This window comes from Pseudomonas mercuritolerans, from assembly GCF_025706525.1.
Lineage (GTDB): Bacteria > Pseudomonadota > Gammaproteobacteria > Pseudomonadales > Pseudomonadaceae > Aquipseudomonas > Aquipseudomonas mercuritolerans.
Genome location: NZ_JAMSHA010000001.1, coordinates 858,960 through 874,333, shown reverse-complemented (window position 1 = coordinate 874,333; position 15,374 = coordinate 858,960). Strand labels below are relative to the sequence as shown.

Genomic DNA, 15,374 nt, shown 5'->3' with positions numbered 1-15,374 from the left:
ATATCTCCTAGTTTCGAATCAAGTGGCCGCTGGCGGCGAGTAATTGGCCGTCGAGTAAAGCACCCTGGTCACCGAGTGTCAGCCTGCCTTCGGCAAACCAGCGTACTGCCATCGGGTAGATCAGGTGTTCCTGAGCGTGGACTCGTTGCGCCAGACTCTGCGGCGTGTCGTGCAACTCTACCGGTAATACTGCTTGTACGACCAGTGGTCCGCCATCGAGTTCCTCGGTGACGAAGTGCACGGAGCAGCCATGTTCCGTGTCGCCGGCCTCCAGCGCCCGCTGATGAGTGTGTAACCCTTTGTATTTGGGTAGCAGCGACGGGTGGATGTTGAGCAGGCGACCCTGGTAGTGACGCACGAAATCAGCGCTGAGAATGCGCATGAAGCCGGCCAGTACCACGAGCTTGGGATTGAATTGGTCGATCAGTTCGATCAACGCGGCATCGAAGGCCTCGCGGCCCTCGAATGCCTTGTGATCCAGCGAGCGGGTGGCGATACCCGCGTCGCGGGCGCGTTGCAGGCCGTAGGCGTCGGCGCGGTTGGAAATCACCGCAGCGACGCGGACCGGGCTGTCGCCGGTCCGCGTGCTGTCGATCAGAGCCTGCAAGTTACTGCCGGTGCCGGACAACAGCACCACGACATCACAGGGCTTTGGCATCAGTGAGCCTTGAGGTTCTTCAGCTCGACCTGCGCAGCGCCCTCGGCGGCCACGGCGATCTGACCGATGACCCAAGGCTGCTCGCCAGCGTCACGCAGAGTGTTCAGGGCCACTTCGACGTGCTCCTGAGCCACGCAGATGACCATGCCGACACCGCAGTTCAACACGCGGTGCATCTCGGTTTCATCAACGTTGCCTTTCTCCTGCAGCCAGTCGAATACGGCCGGGCGAGTCCAGCTGGCCACGTCAACCACTGCTTGCGCGCCTTTTGGCAACACGCGCGGGATATTGTCGAGCAGGCCGCCACCGGTGATGTGGGCCATGGCCTTGACCGCGCCAGTGTCCTTGATCAGCTTGAGCAGTGGCTTGACGTAGATGCGGGTCGGGGCCATCAGCAGGTCGGTCAGCGGTTTGCCGTCGAGCTGGGTGTTCTCGATGTCGGCACCGGAGACTTCGATGATCTTGCGGATCAGCGAGTAGCCGTTGGAGTGCGGGCCGGACGATGGCAGGGCGATCAGGGCGTCACCGGTGGCGACTTTCGAGCCGTCGATGATTTCCGCTTTTTCCACGACGCCGACGCAGAACCCGGCCAGGTCGTAGTCTTCGCCTTCGTACATGCCTGGCATTTCAGCGGTTTCGCCGCCAACCAGCGAGCAACCCGACAGTTCGCAGCCAGCGCCGATGCCGGTAACCACTTGGGCAGCGGTGTCGACATTCAGTTTGCCGGTGGCGTAGTAGTCGAGGAAGAACAGCGGCTCGGCGCCGCACACCACCAGATCGTTGACGCACATGGCGACCAGGTCGATGCCGATGCTGTCGTGCTTGTTCAGGTTCAGCGCCAGACGCAGCTTGGTGCCGACGCCGTCGGTGCCGGACACCAGCACCGGCTGCTTGTAACCGGCCGGGATTTCGCAGAGGGCGCCGAAACCGCCCAGGCCGCCCATGACTTCCGGGCGCGCAGTGCGCTTGGCGACGCTCTTGATGCGTTCGACCAATGCTTCACCGGCGTCGATGTCTACACCGGCGTCCTTGTAGCTCAGGGAGGGTTGCTTGCTCATGATCCAGGCCTTTAGGGGAGGGGATTCAGGGGGTAACGACCGAGTTCAGCGGGAACATCGAACTCGATGGGCGATCGCCTCACGCGAGTTTCGAGGGGCCCGGCTGTTGCCGGTCTGCGAAGGCGCGCGATTTTATCAGGCTTGAGGGGCAGCGGCCATCCTCGCACCGACGGGCAGGGCCATATCGGCGGAAATTTTTTGCAATCGCAGGCTATGACTGCCTGTATAAGGTGTGGCGATTAACCGTCTATCGTTAGGACTGTGCAAAAACTTACCGCCACCGTGTGAATGTTTCGCCAGGGGTGGGGGTCACAGCCTTGCTCAAACGGTTCACGCGGCGTGTTCCAGCCGCTCCTGTCGACGGGAATTTTCCATGCGTTTTTGTAAATTATTGTTTGTAGGCTGCCTGACGCTGGTCAGCCTGGCGAGCCATGCCGAAAACCTCAAAGGCCTGTATCAGGTGCGTCAACCGGTCAACGGCCAGGCGCCGGAAGAGCGCGATCGCGCCACGCAGGCGGCGCTCGATACCTTGGTGCTGCGCCTGACCGGCGACCCGAAAGCCGCGCAGAACCCGGGGTTGGCGCCGATTCGCAAGGATCCGCAGCAGATCATCAGCCAGTTCGGTTTCGACGCCGGGCCACCGGAAGTGCTGAAAGTCGATTTCGATCCGGCAACCACCGAGCAGGCGTTGCGCCGGGCCGGCTTGCCGGTGTGGGGCGCGAGTCGGCCGTCGATTCTCGGCTGGTGGCTGAACGACTCAACCGAAGGTTCAAGTCTGGTCGGTGACGGTCAGGCCGCAGCCTCACCGTTGCGCACGGCCGCGCAACATCGCGGTTTGCCGCTGCGTTTGCCACTGGCTGATCTCAGCGAGCAACTGGTCGCCACCGCACCTGCGCTGGAAAGCGCTGATCCGGCGCCCCTGCGCAGTGCTTCGGAACGCTACAGCGCTGACGCCTTGCTGGCGGTGCATGCCCGCGAAGAGGGCGGGCAGTGGCAGGCAAAATGGCGCTTGTGGCTCGGTGATCAGAAAGAGGCTGGCAGTGTGCAGGGCGCCGATCAGGCTGCGGTTGCCGATGCGGTGATGCTGGCGGTGGCCGAGCGTCTGGCGCCGCGATTTGTCGCCAAACCCGGCGCATCGGGTCAGCAGACCCTGGAAGTGCAGGGCATGAATCTGGAGCATTATGCGGCGCTGCTGCGGTTACTCGAACCGTTCGGCGTGCGTCTGCAAAGCGTGCAGGGTGATCGGATCGTCTACCGGGTCAATGGCAGCGTCGATCAATTGCGCGCGCAATTGTCGCTGGCGAAGTTGCAGGAACTGCCGGCCGAAGTGCCGGCCCCGGTGGCGCCTGCCCAGCCAGCGGCGGATGGTACGCCTGCGGTCGCAGCGCCGACCCCGGCAGCGGCGACACCGTCGTTGCGGTTTCGCTGGTAAGTCTTTCCTTATATAGAAGCATCAGGAGTGGTAAATGGCCGATACGCGGCGTTGGTTCTGGCTCGGTGGGGTAGTCCTGCTTTGCGCGTTTGTATGGTTGCTGCACCCGATCCTCACGCCGTTTCTGGTCGCGTTGTTGCTGGCTTATCTGTTCGATCCGCTGGTTGATCGTCTGGAGCGGCTCGGGCTGTCGCGAACCTGGGGCGTGATTGCCGTGTTTGCCTTGTTCACCTTGATCGTCACGGCGTTGATGCTGGTGCTGGTACCGATGCTCGCCAAGCAGTTGCTGCGTCTGTACGAGCTGGCGCCGCAGATGCTCGACTGGTTGCAGCACACCGCTGTGCCGTGGGCGCAAGCGAAACTGGGGCTGTCGGACGGCTTCTGGAAATTCGATAAGGTCAAAGCTGCGATCAGCGAGCACATGGGCCAGACCACCGACATCGTCGGCGTGGTGCTGAGTCAGGCGACGGCCTCGAGCCTGGCGCTGATCGGCTGGCTGGCAAACCTGGTGCTGATTCCGGTGGTGAGCTTCTATCTGTTGCGCGACTGGGACGTGATGATGGGCAAGATCCGCAGCCTGCTGCCCCGTGATCGCGAAGAGCGCGTGGTTGCGCTGGCGGGTGAGTGCCACGAAGTGCTCGGCGCGTTTGTGCGCGGGCAGTTGCTGGTGATGGTTGCGTTGGGGGTGATCTACGCGGCTGGCCTGATGATCGTCGGTCTGGAGCTGGGGCTGTTGATCGGCCTGATTGCCGGTCTCGCGGCGATCGTGCCGTACATGGGTTTTGTCATCGGCATCGGCGCGGCATTGATCGCCGGGTTGTTCCAGTTCGGTGGCGATCTGTACCCGATGGTCGGGATCGTCGCAGTGTTCATGGTCGGTCAGGCACTGGAAGGCATGGTGCTGACGCCTCTACTGGTCGGGGACCGCATCGGCCTGCACCCGGTGGCGGTGATTTTCGCTATTCTGGCTGGCGGCGAGCTGTTCGGTTTTACCGGGGTGTTGCTGGCGCTGCCGGTGGCGGCGGTGATCATGGTGCTGGTGCGTCATGTCCACGACTTGTACAAGGATTCCGGGATCTACAGCGGCGTCGACGAACCTGAGCTGTAATGTTGCGAGAGGCCCGGCGCTTGGCCGGGCTGCCGCGTGTCTTGCGGGCGAGGGCGTCAGAGAAACTGTCACAAAAGCAGTGCGTTAACGCAAACCTTTGATTTTGCTTGGAGTCTGTCGCATTGTGCGCTCAGCCTCACGGGTATAAACTTCGCCAACTTTACACAGAGGCCACTAACGGTTCCTTTGAGAACTGTTCAGTCAGCATGAAACCGATTCAGCTGCCCCTAGGTGTGCGTCTGCGTGACGACGCCACCTTCATCAACTACTACCCAGGCGCCAATGCCGCTGCACTCGGCTATGTCGAGCGTCTCTGCGAAGCCGACGCCGGGTGGACGGAGAGCCTGATCTACCTGTGGGGCAAACACGGCGTCGGGCGCACACATCTATTGCAGGCCGCGTGCCTGCGCTTCGAGCAGATGGGCGAACCGGCGGTGTATCTGCCGCTGGCCGAGTTGATGGATCGCGGCGTGGAAATCCTCGACAACCTTGAGCAGTACGAACTGGTCTGCCTGGATGACTTGCAGGTGATTGCCGGCAAGGCCGACTGGGAAGAGGCTATGTTTCATCTGTTCAACCGTCTGCGTGACAGCGGCCGGCGCCTGCTGATCGCCGCGTCCACTTCACCGCGCGAACTGCCTGTGAAGCTGGCTGACCTGAAATCCCGTCTGACCCTGGCGCTGATCTTCCAGATGCGCCCACTCTCCGATGAAGACAAATTGCGTGCGCTGCAATTGCGCGCCTCGCGTCGCGGCCTGCACCTGACCGATGAAGTCGGGCACTTCATTCTCACTCGCGGCACGCGCAGCATGAGCGCGCTATTCGATCTGCTCGAGCAGCTCGATCAGGCTTCTTTGCAGGCGCAACGCAAGCTGACTATCCCCTTTCTCAAGGAAACCCTGGGCTGGTAGTAGTGGGCTTTTGCCAGCTTTCAGGCGCCAGAAAACCCGCTTATTTGCGGCGATCCACGGGCCAGGCGAGTTACGCGCTTAGATGTAAACGCGAAACCGGGAAGTCACATAAAGTTCGATTGAATTTGCAAATGAGGACGATAGCGGGCATAGTCTCGGCTTCTTTACAACTATCAGCCACGGTCGTGCCCATGCTAAAGCGCTTCGCACCCCTCGTGCCTCTCGCACTCGTTACCCTGTTATTCGGTTGTGCTGCTCATTCTCCGGTTCAAGAGCCGCCGCAACAGGTCAAGAATTCTGCTACCGCCCAGTCTTCCGTTATTTACCAGGAAGAGCTGGACACCGAAAAAGAACTCAACCAGTTCAACGGCAGCAAGCCTTATCAGCTTCCTGTACTGGCTGACAGCATCCTCGAACGCGGCATGTCCCTGATCGGTACCCGTTACCGTTTCGGCGGTACCTCTGAAGCCGGCTTCGATTGCAGCGGTTTCATCGGTTACCTGTTCCGCGAAGAGGCGGGCATGAACCTGCCGCGCTCCACTCGCGAAATGATCAACGTTGATGCGCCGCTGGTTTCGCGCAGCAACCTTGAGCCGGGTGATCTGCTGTTCTTCGCCACCAATGGTCGTCGCGGTCGTGTCAGTCACGCCGGTATCTACCTGGGTGACAACCAGTTCATTCACTCCAGCAGTCGTCGCAGCGGCGGTGTTCGCATCGACAGCCTGGGTGACAGCTACTGGAGCAAGACTTTCATCGAAGCCAAGCGTGCACTCGCCATGGCGCCGACCGTGGTCACCGCTCGCAAGTAAGCCCGATGTCGCTGCGTTCGCGGCGACACAACGGCACGGCAATGGAGTAGACGTAAACTTTACAAGGTGAAGTTAAAGTCTTACTTGAAGTTTGCCGCGTAGCCGCTAGAATCCTGAATCTATATTGATGGCAAACCGCCTGCGTGATGACGCAGGCGGTTTTGTTTCTGTCCATTCGGCAGAGAAAGCCGCAGCCAGATCAGGATGTTCTGCTTATGACGATGTCGGCCCGCCTCACCTTGATCCTTTGCGCCGCGCTGCTCAGCGCCTGCGCCAGCCGTACACCGCCGCCAGCCCCCGTGGTTCGCGCGCCAATCGTGTTCGCTCCTTCCCAGGCTTTTTCCCCCGTTGCTGAAGACGTGCTGTTCCGCGCCCTCGGCCTGGTCGGCACGCCGTATCGCTGGGGCGGCAACACGCCAGATTCCGGTTTCGATTGCAGTGGTCTGATCGGTTTCGTCTACCGCGACGCGGCGGGAATTTCGCTGCCACGCTCGACCCGCGAAATGATCGTCATGCAGGCGCCGAATGTCGGCAAGGAAGGCTTGCAGACCGGCGACCTGATTTTCTTCGCCACCAATGGCGGCTCGCAGGTCAGTCACGCGGGAATTTACGTCGGTGAGGGGCGCTTCGTGCACGCACCGGCCACGGGCGGCACGGTCAAGCTCGATAGCCTATCGAAGGCCTATTGGCAGAAGGCGTATTTGAGCGCCAAGCGGGTGTTGCAGCCGGGGCAGTTGGCGCATAACCCCTAGCTCGAATACATAACGAACTGTGGGAGCGAGCCTGCTCGCGAAGGCGGAGTGTCAGTCGACAATGATTTGACTGATAAACCTCTTTCGCGAGCAGGCTCGCTCCCACATTTTTTTACGTCGTGCTCAGCTTATTTGCTGGCCGACACGCGCCACACCTTGTTCCCGACATCATCCGCCACCAGCAAGCCACCTTGCTGATCGATCACCACGCCCACCGGGCGGCCCAGCGCATTCTCGTCCTTGTCGAGGAAACCGGTCAGCACATCCACCGGCTGCCCGGTCGGCTTGCCGCCAGTAAACGGCACGAAAATCACCTTGTAGCCGCTGTGCGGTTTGCGGTTCCACGAGCCGTGCTGGCCAATGAATGCGCCTTCCTTGAATTGCGCCGGCAGGCTGTTGCCCTCGGCGAAGGTCAGGCCCAGCGAAGCGGTGTGCGGACCGACCGCGTAATCCGGAGCGATGGCCTTGGCCACCAGATCAGGATTCTGCGGTTTGACCCGCACATCGACGTGTTGCCCGTAGTAGCTGAACGGCCAGCCATAGAAGCCGCCGTCCTTGACCGAGGTGATGTAGTCCGGCACCAGATCGCTGCCGATTTCGTCACGCTCGTTGACCGCTGTCCACAATGCGCCGCTGCTAGGCTCCCAGGCGAGGCCGTTGGGGTTGCGAATGCCGGATGCGAAGATGCGGTGATTGCCGGTCGCGCGATCGACTTCCCAGATCGCCGCGCGGCCTTCTTCCTGATCCAGGCCGTTTTCGCCAACGTTACTGTTCGAGCCGACGGTGACGTAGAGCTTGTTGCCGTCCTTGCTGGCGATGACGTTTTTCGTCCAGTGGTGATTCAGCGTGCCGCCGGGCAAGTCGACGACTTTGATCGGTTGGGTCTTGATCTCGGTGGCGCCCGGCTCGTAGTTGAAGCGCAGCAGGCGGTCGGTGTCGGCTACGTACAAATCGTTGCCGACGAGCGTCATGCCAAACGGCGAGTTGAGGTTCTGCAGAAATACCGTGCGGGTTTCTGCGACGCCATCGTGGTCGGCATCACGCAACAGGGTGATGCGGTTCGGGCTGGGTACACCGGCACCGGCCTTGCCCATGACTTTCTTCATCACCCAGCCACGAATGCCTTTGCTGTCATCGGGCTTGGGCGGCGCATTGGTTTCCGCCACCAGCACATCGCCGTTGGGCAACACATAGAGCCAGCGTGGGTGATCGAGGCCTTCGGCAAACGCGGCGACCTGGGTGCCGGCCGCAGCGGTCGGTTTCGCACCTTCCGGCCAGCCCACCGCCGGGGCGATGTTCACTGTCGGGATCAGCGTCTTGTTCGGTTCGGGCAGTTTCGGTGACGGGCCGGTGCCGTCGGAGACTTGCAGGCTGGAGGTTTCACCGCAGGCGGCGAGCCCGCCAGCGACGGCGATGATAAGAGCGAGTTGGGCCTTGCGCATTGCTGATCTTCCCTATGAATGCATTCCTAAACATAGAGGAGGGCGCAGGCCCGATGGTTCAACTGCTCAACCGCGGGCTTCCTTGAACAGCACGGCGATGCCCGGATGATAGTTGCCCGCGTCGCTGCGCAATTTGCGATAGGCGTAGGGGAAATACCAGGCGACTGCGCAGGTGTGTTCCTTTTGCAGGTCGTCGACCATGTCCTGCAGTTCTTCAGGGCTGGCGCTGTGCTGGGCTTTTTGCGGAGCAACGAACAGGCAGCCGAGCTTGAGATCGCTGGCGTAGCTGATGCGCTTGGCATCATGGGTGATGTCGAGCAGGGCCTGGGTCAGGTTGAGGTTGTTGACCCGTGGCCAGCGTTGCGTGGCCTGAATGAATGCCCGGTCTTCGCTGCCGGCAATCAACAGATCGGCGCGCGCATTGCGTTCGCCTTCTTCGTTCTGTTTGCGCGTGGCCGTGTCGTTCAGCGTGACCATTTCAGCCATCCACGCCGCTGCCGCGAGCAGGCCGAGATTGGCTTTTTCGTCGTGCCAATATGGCGTGTCGTTGTCGCCGCGAACGGTGTTGTAGCGATCGATACAGTCAAACCAGCGTTCCAGCACCGGGCGCAGGAATTCCAGGCGCGGGTTGCTGATGATCATGCCTTGCATCGTCGTCATCCTTATTGTTGTAGTGGGCTTTTTGGAAAAAGCATGGCTCTTTGATATCACTTGTCACAGTCTGGCACAAGATTGCCGCTGCACATTTGATCAGCGGCAGTTATTCGCGCGCAAAGCGCCTCTTCAATTGACGCTCCACCCCCAACCCTCTAACCTTCGCCGCTTGTTTCAGGTGCTCTGTGGCCCCGCGTCGACAGAGTGAAACAGGGAAGCCGGTGAGTGTGGTCCGCAAGCGAAGCCACGACGATCCCGGCGCTGCCCCCGCAACGGTAAATGAGTGAAAACTGCGCCTTGAGCCACTGCTTCGAAAGAAGCGGGAAGGCGCGCAGTCAGGCGAAACGCCGCTCATGAGCCCGGAGACCGGCCTGATCCATCTCAGCGGCATCACGGTGGGCGATGCCAGGCTTTTTGCCGTCTATTCTTGTGCCTGCCCGCCGTTATCCAGCCTCAACGGAGAGCTCCCCCATGACTGATTCCCCCGAGCGTGACGAACGCCATCTGGCGCGCATGCAGCGCAAGAAAGCCGTGATCGACGAACGCATTGCCAACTCGCCCGACGAATGTGGCCTGGTGCTGGTGCTGACCGGCAACGGCAAAGGCAAGAGCAGCTCGGCGTTCGGCATGCTCGCCCGCGCCATGGGCCACGGCATGCAGTGCGGCGTGGTGCAGTTCATCAAGGGCCGCAACAGCACGGGCGAAGAATTGTTTTTCCGTCGCTTTCCCGAGCAGGTGCGTTTCCACGTCATGGGCGAAGGCTTCACCTGGGAAACCCAGGATCGTCAGCGCGACATCGCCGCTGCGACCGCCGCTTGGGAAGTCTCCCGCGAATTGTTGCGCGACCCTTCGATCGGCCTGGTGGTGCTCGATGAATTGAACATCGCCCTCAAGCACGGCTACCTCGATCTCGATCAGGTGCTCAGCGATTTGCAGGCGCGTCCGCCGATGCAGCACGTGGTGGTCACCGGTCGCGGCGCCAAGCCGGAAATGATCGAGATGGGCGACACGGTCACCGAGATGGGCATGCTCAAACATGCCTTCCAGGCCGGGATCAAAGCGCAGAAAGGCGTCGAACTTTGAAGCAACCACGTCACTGCCCGGCGGTATTGATCGCCGCGCCGGCCTCCGGTCAGGGCAAGACCACCGTCACCGCCGCACTCGCCCGTTTGCATCGCAATCAGGGGCGCAAGGTCCGCGTGTTCAAATGCGGGCCGGATTTTCTCGACCCGATGATCCTCGAACGCGCCAGCGGTGCGCCGGTGTATCAACTGGACATGTGGATGGTCGGCGAGCAGGAAAGTCGCCGGCTGTTGTGGGAAGCCGCCGCCGAAGCCGACCTGATTCTGATCGAGGGGGTAATGGGCCTGTTCGACGGCACGCCATCCAGCGCTGATCTGGCGCGCCACTTCGGTGTGCCGGTGCTCGGCGTGATCGATGGCACCGCCATGGCGCAGACTTTTGGCGCCTTGGCGCTGGGCCTGGCGAAGTATCAGCCGGACTTGCCGTTCGCTGGCGTGCTGGCCAACCGCGTCGGCACCTTGCGCCATGCGCAATTGCTCGAAGGCAGCCTCACTGAAGGTCTGCGCTGGTACGGCGCGCTGTCCCGCGAGACCGGCATCGAATTGCCGAGCCGCCACCTCGGCCTGGTTCAGGCCAGCGAATTGAATGATCTGGATCTGCGTCTCGACGCGGCCGCCGATGCGCTGGCCAGCAGTTGCCAAGTCGCGCTGCCACCGGCCGTTGAATTCGCCGCGCCTGACGTCATTGCCGCCGAGCCTCTATTAAAAGGTGTGCGCATCGCTGTTGCCCGCGATGAAGCCTTTGCCTTCACCTATGGCGCCAGTCTCGATCTGCTGCGGGCGATGGGCGCCGAGCTGCAATTTTTCTCGCCGATCCGCGACACGCAATTGCCCGAGGCGGACAGCCTGTATCTGCCGGGCGGCTATCCAGAGCTGCATCACGTCGCGCTGGCGCAAAACGCCTCAATGCTTGCAGCAATCCGCGCGCACCACGCGGCGGGCAAGCCGTTGCTCGCCGAATGTGGCGGCATGCTTTATCTGCTGGATTCGCTGACTGATGTCGAAGGTACTCGTGCTGAGCTGGTCGGTTTGCTCAAGGGCGATGCGGTGATGCAGAAGCGTCTGGCGGCGCTGGCGTTGCAGGCAGTTGAGCTGCCGGAAGGGGAGTTGCGTGGGCATACCTATCATCATTCCCTGACCACCACCGAGCTGACGCCGATTGCCCGTGGGCTGAGTCCCAATGGCGGGCGTGGGGCCGAGGCGGTTTATCGCGAGGGACGGATGACGGCGTCGTACGTGCACTTTTATTTCCCATCGAATCCGACTGCGATTGCGGCATTGTTTGCGCCAGATCGTGAGGCCGCCTTCGCGAGCGGGCTCGCTCCCACAATGGATGACCTGAACCCTGTGGGAGCGAGCCTGCTCGCGAAAGGGCCATGACCGACAACACATTCTCCGAAGCCGAACGCGCAGCGGTCTACAAGGCCATCGCCGAACGCCGCGACATGCGCCACTTCACCGGTGGCAGCGTCGAGCCGCAGTTGCTGCGTCGTCTGCTCGAGGCCGCTCATCAAGCGCCGAGCGTCGGCCTGATGCAGCCTTGGCGCTTCATTCGTATCAGCGATCGCGCTTTGCGCGGGCAGATCCGCGATCTGGTGGAAGAAGAGCGCATCCGCACCGCCGAGGCCCTTGGCGAGCGCAGCGATGAGTTCATGCAGCTCAAGGTCGAAGGCATCAACGATTGCGCAGAAGTGCTGGTCGCGGCGCTGATGGATGATCGCGAAAAGCACATCTTCGGTCGGCGCACGTTGCCGGAAATGGACATGGCCTCGTTGTCCTGCGCGATCCAGAATCTGTGGCTGGCCTCCCGCGCTGAAGGCCTGGGCATGGGCTGGGTCTCGCTGTTCGAACCGCAAGCCTTGGCGGATTTGCTCAAGTTGCCGGCCGGTGCGAAACCGCTGGCGGTGTTGTGTCTGGGCCCGGTCAGGGAGTTCTATCCGGCGCCGATGCTGGTGCTCGAAGGCTGGGCGCAGGCGCGGCCGCTGAACGAGTTGCTTTACGAAAATTATTGGGGAGTGAGTCAATGAGTGTCGCGTTGCTGAGTGTCGCCGCAGTAGCGCTGGATGCGCTGCTCGGCGAACCGAAACGCTGGCATCCGCTGGTGGCGTTCGGCAATTTTGCCGGGCGCATCGAGCAACGCTTCAACGCCGGCGGTCGTGGCTGGCGCAGCCATGGCGTGACCGCGTGGGTTATCGCGGTACTGCCGCTGACCTTGCTTGCCACAGCATTTTCCTGGGCGCCCTATGTGGGCTGGATCGTCGAGATTCTCGCGCTGTATTGCGCCCTCGGCATGCGCAGCCTCGGCGAACATGTCGCGCCGGTTGCGGCGGCGTTGCGCGCCGATGATCTGGATGAAGCACGCAAGCGCGTCGGTTATCTGGTCAGCCGCCAGACCAATGAACTGGACAGCAACGCCGTGGCCCGCGCCGCGACCGAGTCGGTACTGGAGAACGGCAGCGATGCAGTGTTCGCTGCGCTGTTCTGGTTTGTCGTCGCCGGCGCTCCGGGCGTGGTCCTGTATCGCTTGAGCAATACCCTTGATGCGATGTGGGGTTATCGCAACGAACGCTTCGAGCGTTTCGGCTGGGCGGCGGCGAAAATCGACGACGTGTTGAACTACATTCCTGCGCGTCTGGTGGCGTTGACCTACGCGCTGCTCGGCAAAACCCGACTCGCGCTCAAATGCTGGCGCACCCAGGCGCCGCAGTGGGACAGCCCCAACGCCGGCCCGGTGATGGCGGCTGGTGCCGGTGCGCTGGGCGTCGAGTTGGGTGGCCCGGCGATCTATCACGGCGAACTGCACGAGCGCCCGCAATTGGGCGAGGGTGCGCCGGCCGATGCCGATTCCATCGACCGTGGCTGGCAATTGGTCCAGCGCGGCGTATGGTTGTGGCTGCTGATGCTTTGCCTGGGGGCGGAATTTTATGCTTGAGCACGGTGGCCGGCTGCGCAAGGCTGCACTCGATTACGGGATTGCCGAGGGCGACTGGCTTGACCTGTCCAGCGGCCTCGCGCCGTGGCCGTTCCCGATCCCGGAGATCCCGCTACGCGCCTGGGCGCGCTTGCCGGAAACCGATGACGGTCTGGAACAGGCCGCCTGCGATTACTACGGCACCGCCCAGGTGCTGCCGGTAGCCGGCTCGCAAATGGCCATCCAGTTGCTGCCGCGTCTGCGCCGGGCCGGCAAAGTCGGCGTGTTGTCGCCGTGCTATGCCGAGCATGCCGAAGCCTGGCGGCGCAGCGGTTACATCGTCCGCGAAGTGCTCGAGCAGGAAGTCGAATTCTTTCTCGACAGTCTTGATGTGCTGGTGGTGGTCAATCCGAACAATCCGACCGGACTCAGCCTGACCCCGGCACGCCTGCTCGACTGGCATGCGCGGCTGGCGCAACGCGGCGGCTGGCTGGTGGTCGACGAAGCGTTCATGGACAACACGCCGCAACTGAGCCTGGCGCCCTATGCGCATCAGGTCGGGCTGGTGGTGTTGCGTTCGTTCGGTAAGTTTTTCGGTCTGGCCGGGGTGCGCCTCGGTTTCGTTCTGGCCGAACGCAAGTTGCTCAAACTGCTCGCCGAACAGGTCGGGCCGTGGGCGGTGAGCGGGCCGACGCGAGTGCTCGGTACGGCGTGCCTGCAAGACACCGAGGGCCATACCCGTCAGCGGATTCGCAGCGACAAAGCGAGCGAACGGTTGGCGGCGCTGCTGACCCGTTGCGGTTTTGCACCGCAGGGTGGCTGCGCGCTGTTTCAGTGGCTGATCACCGAGCACGCCGAAGCGCTGCACGAATTCCTCGCCCGGCGCGGCATCCTCCTGCGCCTGTTCAGCCACAACAGCAGTGTACGTTTCGGCCTGCCGGCCGATGCCGCGCAAGCGCTGCGTCTCGAACAGGCTTTGCAAGCTTTCGCCAAGGACAATCCATGACCACTCTGATGGTGCAAGGCACCACGTCCGATGCCGGTAAAAGCACTTTGGTGACGGCGTTGTGCCGCTGGGCCACCCGCCAGGGCGTGGCGGTGGTGCCGTTCAAACCGCAGAACATGGCGCTCAACAGCGCAGTCACCGCTGACGGCGGCGAGATCGGCCGCGCGCAGGCAGTGCAGGCGCAAGCGGCCGGTCTCGAGCCGCACACCGACATGAACCCGGTGCTGCTCAAACCCAACAGCGACACTGGCGCGCAAGTGATCATTCATGGCCGCGCGGTGACGACGATGAACGCCGTCGCCTATCACGATTACAAGGCCATCGCGATGCAAGCGGTGCTCGCCTCGCACGAGAGACTCAGCGCTGCGTATCCGCTGGTAATGGTCGAAGGCGCCGGTTCGCCGGCGGAGATCAATCTGCGCGCCGGCGATATTGCCAACATGGGCTTTGCCGAAGCGGTGGATTGCCCGGTTTTGCTGATCGCCGACATCAATCGCGGCGGCGTGTTTGCGCATTTGGTCGGTACCCTGGAATTGCTTTCACCGAGTGAACAGGCGCGGGTCAAAGGCTTCATCATCAACCGCTTTCGCGGCGATATCGCCTTGCTGCAACCGGGCCTCGACTGGCTGGAACAGCGCACCGGCAAACCGGTGGTCGGCGTGTTGCCCTACGTGATGGATCTGCACCTCGAGGCCGAAGACGGTATCGACCAACGCCAGACCGACAAGGCCGAGCAGGTGTTGAAAGTGGTGGTGCCGGTGCTGCCGCGCATCAGCAATCACACCGACTTCGACCCGCTGCGTCTGCATCCGCAGGTGGATCTGCAATTTGTCGGCCCGGGCCAGGCGATTCCCGCCGCCGACCTGATCATCCTGCCGGGCTCGAAAAGCGTGCGCAGTGATCTGGCTTATCTGCGCGCCAACGGTTGGGACGCGGCGATCAATCGGCATCTGCGCTACGGCGGCAAGGTGCTGGGGATTTGCGGCGGTCTGCAGATGCTCGGCGAGCAGGTGCACGATCCGCTTGGGCTCGAGGGCGCTGCCGGCTCCAGCGCCGGTCTGGGGCTGCTGGCGTTCGAAACGCAGCTCGAAGCCGACAAGCAACTGCGCAACGTGCGCGGGCGGCTGGCGCTGGAAAACGCCGCAGTCATCGGTTATGAAATCCATGCTGGCGTGACCACCGGGCCGGCATTGGAAAACCCGGCGGTGCATCTGGACGACGGTCGCTGCGATGGTGCGCAGAGTGCCGATGGTCAGGTATTCGGCACCTATCTGCATGGCTTGTTCGAATCCCCCGAGGCGAGCGCGGCGTTGCTGCGCTGGGCCGGGTTGAGTGATGTTCAGGAAGTCGATTACCACGGCTTGCGCGAACGCGACATCGAACGGCTGGCGGATCTGGTGGCGAAGCATCTGGATACCGGGCTGTTGCGTCAGCTCTGTGGGATTTGAGTTGTCCGGGCTGGCCTCTTCGCGAGCAGGCTCGCTCCCCACAGGGAAATGCGATCAACGGTGGGAGCGGGCTTGCCCGCGAAAAGGCCGGTTGCCTCAACAC

The 15,374-nt window shown here is 62.3% G+C and carries 15 protein-coding genes and 1 riboswitch; of the genes, 11 read left to right on the top strand and 4 right to left on the bottom strand.

From position 1 onward, the window contains the following. Positions 1–7 precede the first annotated feature (7 nt). Both purN and purM read right to left on the bottom strand, forming a co-directional pair. Positions 8–658 (bottom strand): phosphoribosylglycinamide formyltransferase, encoded by a 651-nt coding sequence (gene purN, locus ND528_RS04065; protein ID WP_212615610.1) that lies wholly within the window; start codon positions 656–658, stop codon positions 8–10. Then, entirely contained in the window at positions 658–1,716 is a 1,059-nt protein-coding gene (gene purM, locus ND528_RS04060) for a phosphoribosylformylglycinamidine cyclo-ligase (protein WP_016773695.1), read from the bottom strand. The genes purN and purM overlap by 1 nt, the downstream gene beginning before the upstream one ends. A 373-nt stretch (positions 1,717–2,089) precedes the next feature. Between purM and ND528_RS04055 the strand changes: the two genes are divergently transcribed. The 5 genes from ND528_RS04055 to ND528_RS04035 all read left to right on the top strand — a co-directional run bounded on the left by ND528_RS04055 (position 2,090) and on the right by ND528_RS04035 (position 6,728). Continuing rightward, entirely contained in the window at positions 2,090–3,148 is a 1,059-nt protein-coding gene (locus tag ND528_RS04055; protein WP_263469751.1) for a DUF2066 domain-containing protein, read from the top strand. A 34-nt stretch (positions 3,149–3,182) separates the two neighbouring features. Further along, complete coding sequence (locus tag ND528_RS04050; RefSeq protein WP_095180755.1) at positions 3,183–4,256, top strand: AI-2E family transporter; 1,074 nt, start codon at positions 3,183–3,185, stop codon at positions 4,254–4,256. Positions 4,257–4,462: 206 nt separating this feature from the next. Beyond that, the gene (gene hda, locus ND528_RS04045; RefSeq protein ID WP_007919828.1) at positions 4,463–5,167 is read left to right on the top strand and encodes a DnaA regulatory inactivator Hda; all 705 of its coding nucleotides are present in this window, start codon (positions 4,463–4,465) and stop codon (positions 5,165–5,167) included. Between the two features lie 191 nt (positions 5,168–5,358). Then, positions 5,359–5,976, top strand: a complete 618-nt coding sequence (locus ND528_RS04040; RefSeq protein ID WP_016773699.1) for a C40 family peptidase — start codon at positions 5,359–5,361, stop codon at positions 5,974–5,976. A gap of 215 nt (positions 5,977–6,191) precedes the next feature. Next, complete coding sequence (locus ND528_RS04035; RefSeq protein WP_041479547.1) at positions 6,192–6,728, top strand: C40 family peptidase; 537 nt, start codon at positions 6,192–6,194, stop codon at positions 6,726–6,728. 128 nt (positions 6,729–6,856) lie between these two features. On the opposite strand, the gene ND528_RS04030 is transcribed toward ND528_RS04035, so the two are convergent. Beyond that, positions 6,857–8,170: a PQQ-dependent sugar dehydrogenase gene (locus ND528_RS04030; protein WP_263469750.1), complete on the bottom strand. Its 1,314-nt coding sequence runs from the start codon at positions 8,168–8,170 to the stop codon at positions 6,857–6,859. A gap of 66 nt (positions 8,171–8,236) precedes the next feature. After that, entirely contained in the window at positions 8,237–8,821 is a 585-nt protein-coding gene (locus ND528_RS04025) for a hypothetical protein (protein WP_263469749.1), read from the bottom strand. A gap of 162 nt (positions 8,822–8,983) precedes the next feature. Continuing rightward, positions 8,984–9,213: riboswitch (cobalamin riboswitch) on the top strand. An 82-nt stretch (positions 9,214–9,295) separates the two neighbouring features. Here ND528_RS04025 and cobO point away from each other — a divergent pair. The 6 genes from cobO to ND528_RS03995 are packed head-to-tail and all read left to right on the top strand — an operon-like array spanning position 9,296 to position 15,271. Beyond that, the gene (gene cobO, locus ND528_RS04020) at positions 9,296–9,907 is read left to right on the top strand and encodes a cob(I)yrinic acid a,c-diamide adenosyltransferase (RefSeq protein ID WP_016773703.1); all 612 of its coding nucleotides are present in this window, start codon (positions 9,296–9,298) and stop codon (positions 9,905–9,907) included. After that, a complete protein-coding gene (locus ND528_RS04015) occupies positions 9,904–11,286 on the top strand; it encodes a cobyrinate a,c-diamide synthase (protein ID WP_130912556.1) in 1,383 nt (460 codons plus the stop codon). Before cobO ends, ND528_RS04015 begins: the two co-directional genes overlap by 4 nt. Continuing rightward, positions 11,283–11,933, top strand: coding sequence for a 5,6-dimethylbenzimidazole synthase (gene bluB / locus ND528_RS04010; RefSeq protein WP_130912555.1), 651 nt, complete (start codon positions 11,283–11,285; stop codon positions 11,931–11,933). Before ND528_RS04015 ends, bluB begins: the two co-directional genes overlap by 4 nt. After that, entirely contained in the window at positions 11,930–12,838 is a 909-nt protein-coding gene (gene cbiB / locus ND528_RS04005; RefSeq protein ID WP_122505966.1) for an adenosylcobinamide-phosphate synthase CbiB, read from the top strand. Before bluB ends, cbiB begins: the two co-directional genes overlap by 4 nt. Then, positions 12,831–13,823 (top strand): threonine-phosphate decarboxylase CobD, encoded by a 993-nt coding sequence (cobD, locus tag ND528_RS04000; protein ID WP_263469748.1) that lies wholly within the window; start codon positions 12,831–12,833, stop codon positions 13,821–13,823. The genes cbiB and cobD overlap by 8 nt, the downstream gene beginning before the upstream one ends. Then, on the top strand, positions 13,820–15,271 hold the full coding sequence (locus ND528_RS03995) for a cobyric acid synthase (protein WP_263469747.1): 1,452 nt from the start codon (positions 13,820–13,822) through the stop codon (positions 15,269–15,271). The genes cobD and ND528_RS03995 overlap by 4 nt, the downstream gene beginning before the upstream one ends. The last annotated feature ends 103 nt before the right edge of the window (positions 15,272–15,374 follow it).

What these genes read in the sequence shown, in the direction of transcription:
- purN (WP_212615610.1), bottom strand. Translation starts at nt 658, where the DNA reads ATGCCAAAGCCCTGTGATGTCGTGGTGCTGTTGTCCGGCACCGGCAGT.
- purM (WP_016773695.1), bottom strand. Translation starts at nt 1,716, where the DNA reads ATGAGCAAGCAACCCTCCCTGAGCTACAAGGACGCCGGTGTAGACATC.
- ND528_RS04055 (WP_263469751.1), top strand. Translation starts at nt 2,090, where the DNA reads ATGCGTTTTTGTAAATTATTGTTTGTAGGCTGCCTGACGCTGGTCAGC.
- ND528_RS04050 (WP_095180755.1), top strand. Translation starts at nt 3,183, where the DNA reads ATGGCCGATACGCGGCGTTGGTTCTGGCTCGGTGGGGTAGTCCTGCTT.
- hda (WP_007919828.1), top strand. Translation starts at nt 4,463, where the DNA reads ATGAAACCGATTCAGCTGCCCCTAGGTGTGCGTCTGCGTGACGACGCC.
- ND528_RS04040 (WP_016773699.1), top strand. Translation starts at nt 5,359, where the DNA reads ATGCTAAAGCGCTTCGCACCCCTCGTGCCTCTCGCACTCGTTACCCTG.
- ND528_RS04035 (WP_041479547.1), top strand. Translation starts at nt 6,192, where the DNA reads ATGACGATGTCGGCCCGCCTCACCTTGATCCTTTGCGCCGCGCTGCTC.
- ND528_RS04030 (WP_263469750.1), bottom strand. Translation starts at nt 8,170, where the DNA reads ATGCGCAAGGCCCAACTCGCTCTTATCATCGCCGTCGCTGGCGGGCTC.
- ND528_RS04025 (WP_263469749.1), bottom strand. Translation starts at nt 8,821, where the DNA reads ATGCAAGGCATGATCATCAGCAACCCGCGCCTGGAATTCCTGCGCCCG.
- cobO (WP_016773703.1), top strand. Translation starts at nt 9,296, where the DNA reads ATGACTGATTCCCCCGAGCGTGACGAACGCCATCTGGCGCGCATGCAG.
- bluB (WP_130912555.1), top strand. Translation starts at nt 11,283, where the DNA reads ATGACCGACAACACATTCTCCGAAGCCGAACGCGCAGCGGTCTACAAG.
- cbiB (WP_122505966.1), top strand. Translation starts at nt 11,930, where the DNA reads ATGAGTGTCGCGTTGCTGAGTGTCGCCGCAGTAGCGCTGGATGCGCTG.
- cobD (WP_263469748.1), top strand. Translation starts at nt 12,831, where the DNA reads ATGCTTGAGCACGGTGGCCGGCTGCGCAAGGCTGCACTCGATTACGGG.
- ND528_RS03995 (WP_263469747.1), top strand. Translation starts at nt 13,820, where the DNA reads ATGACCACTCTGATGGTGCAAGGCACCACGTCCGATGCCGGTAAAAGC.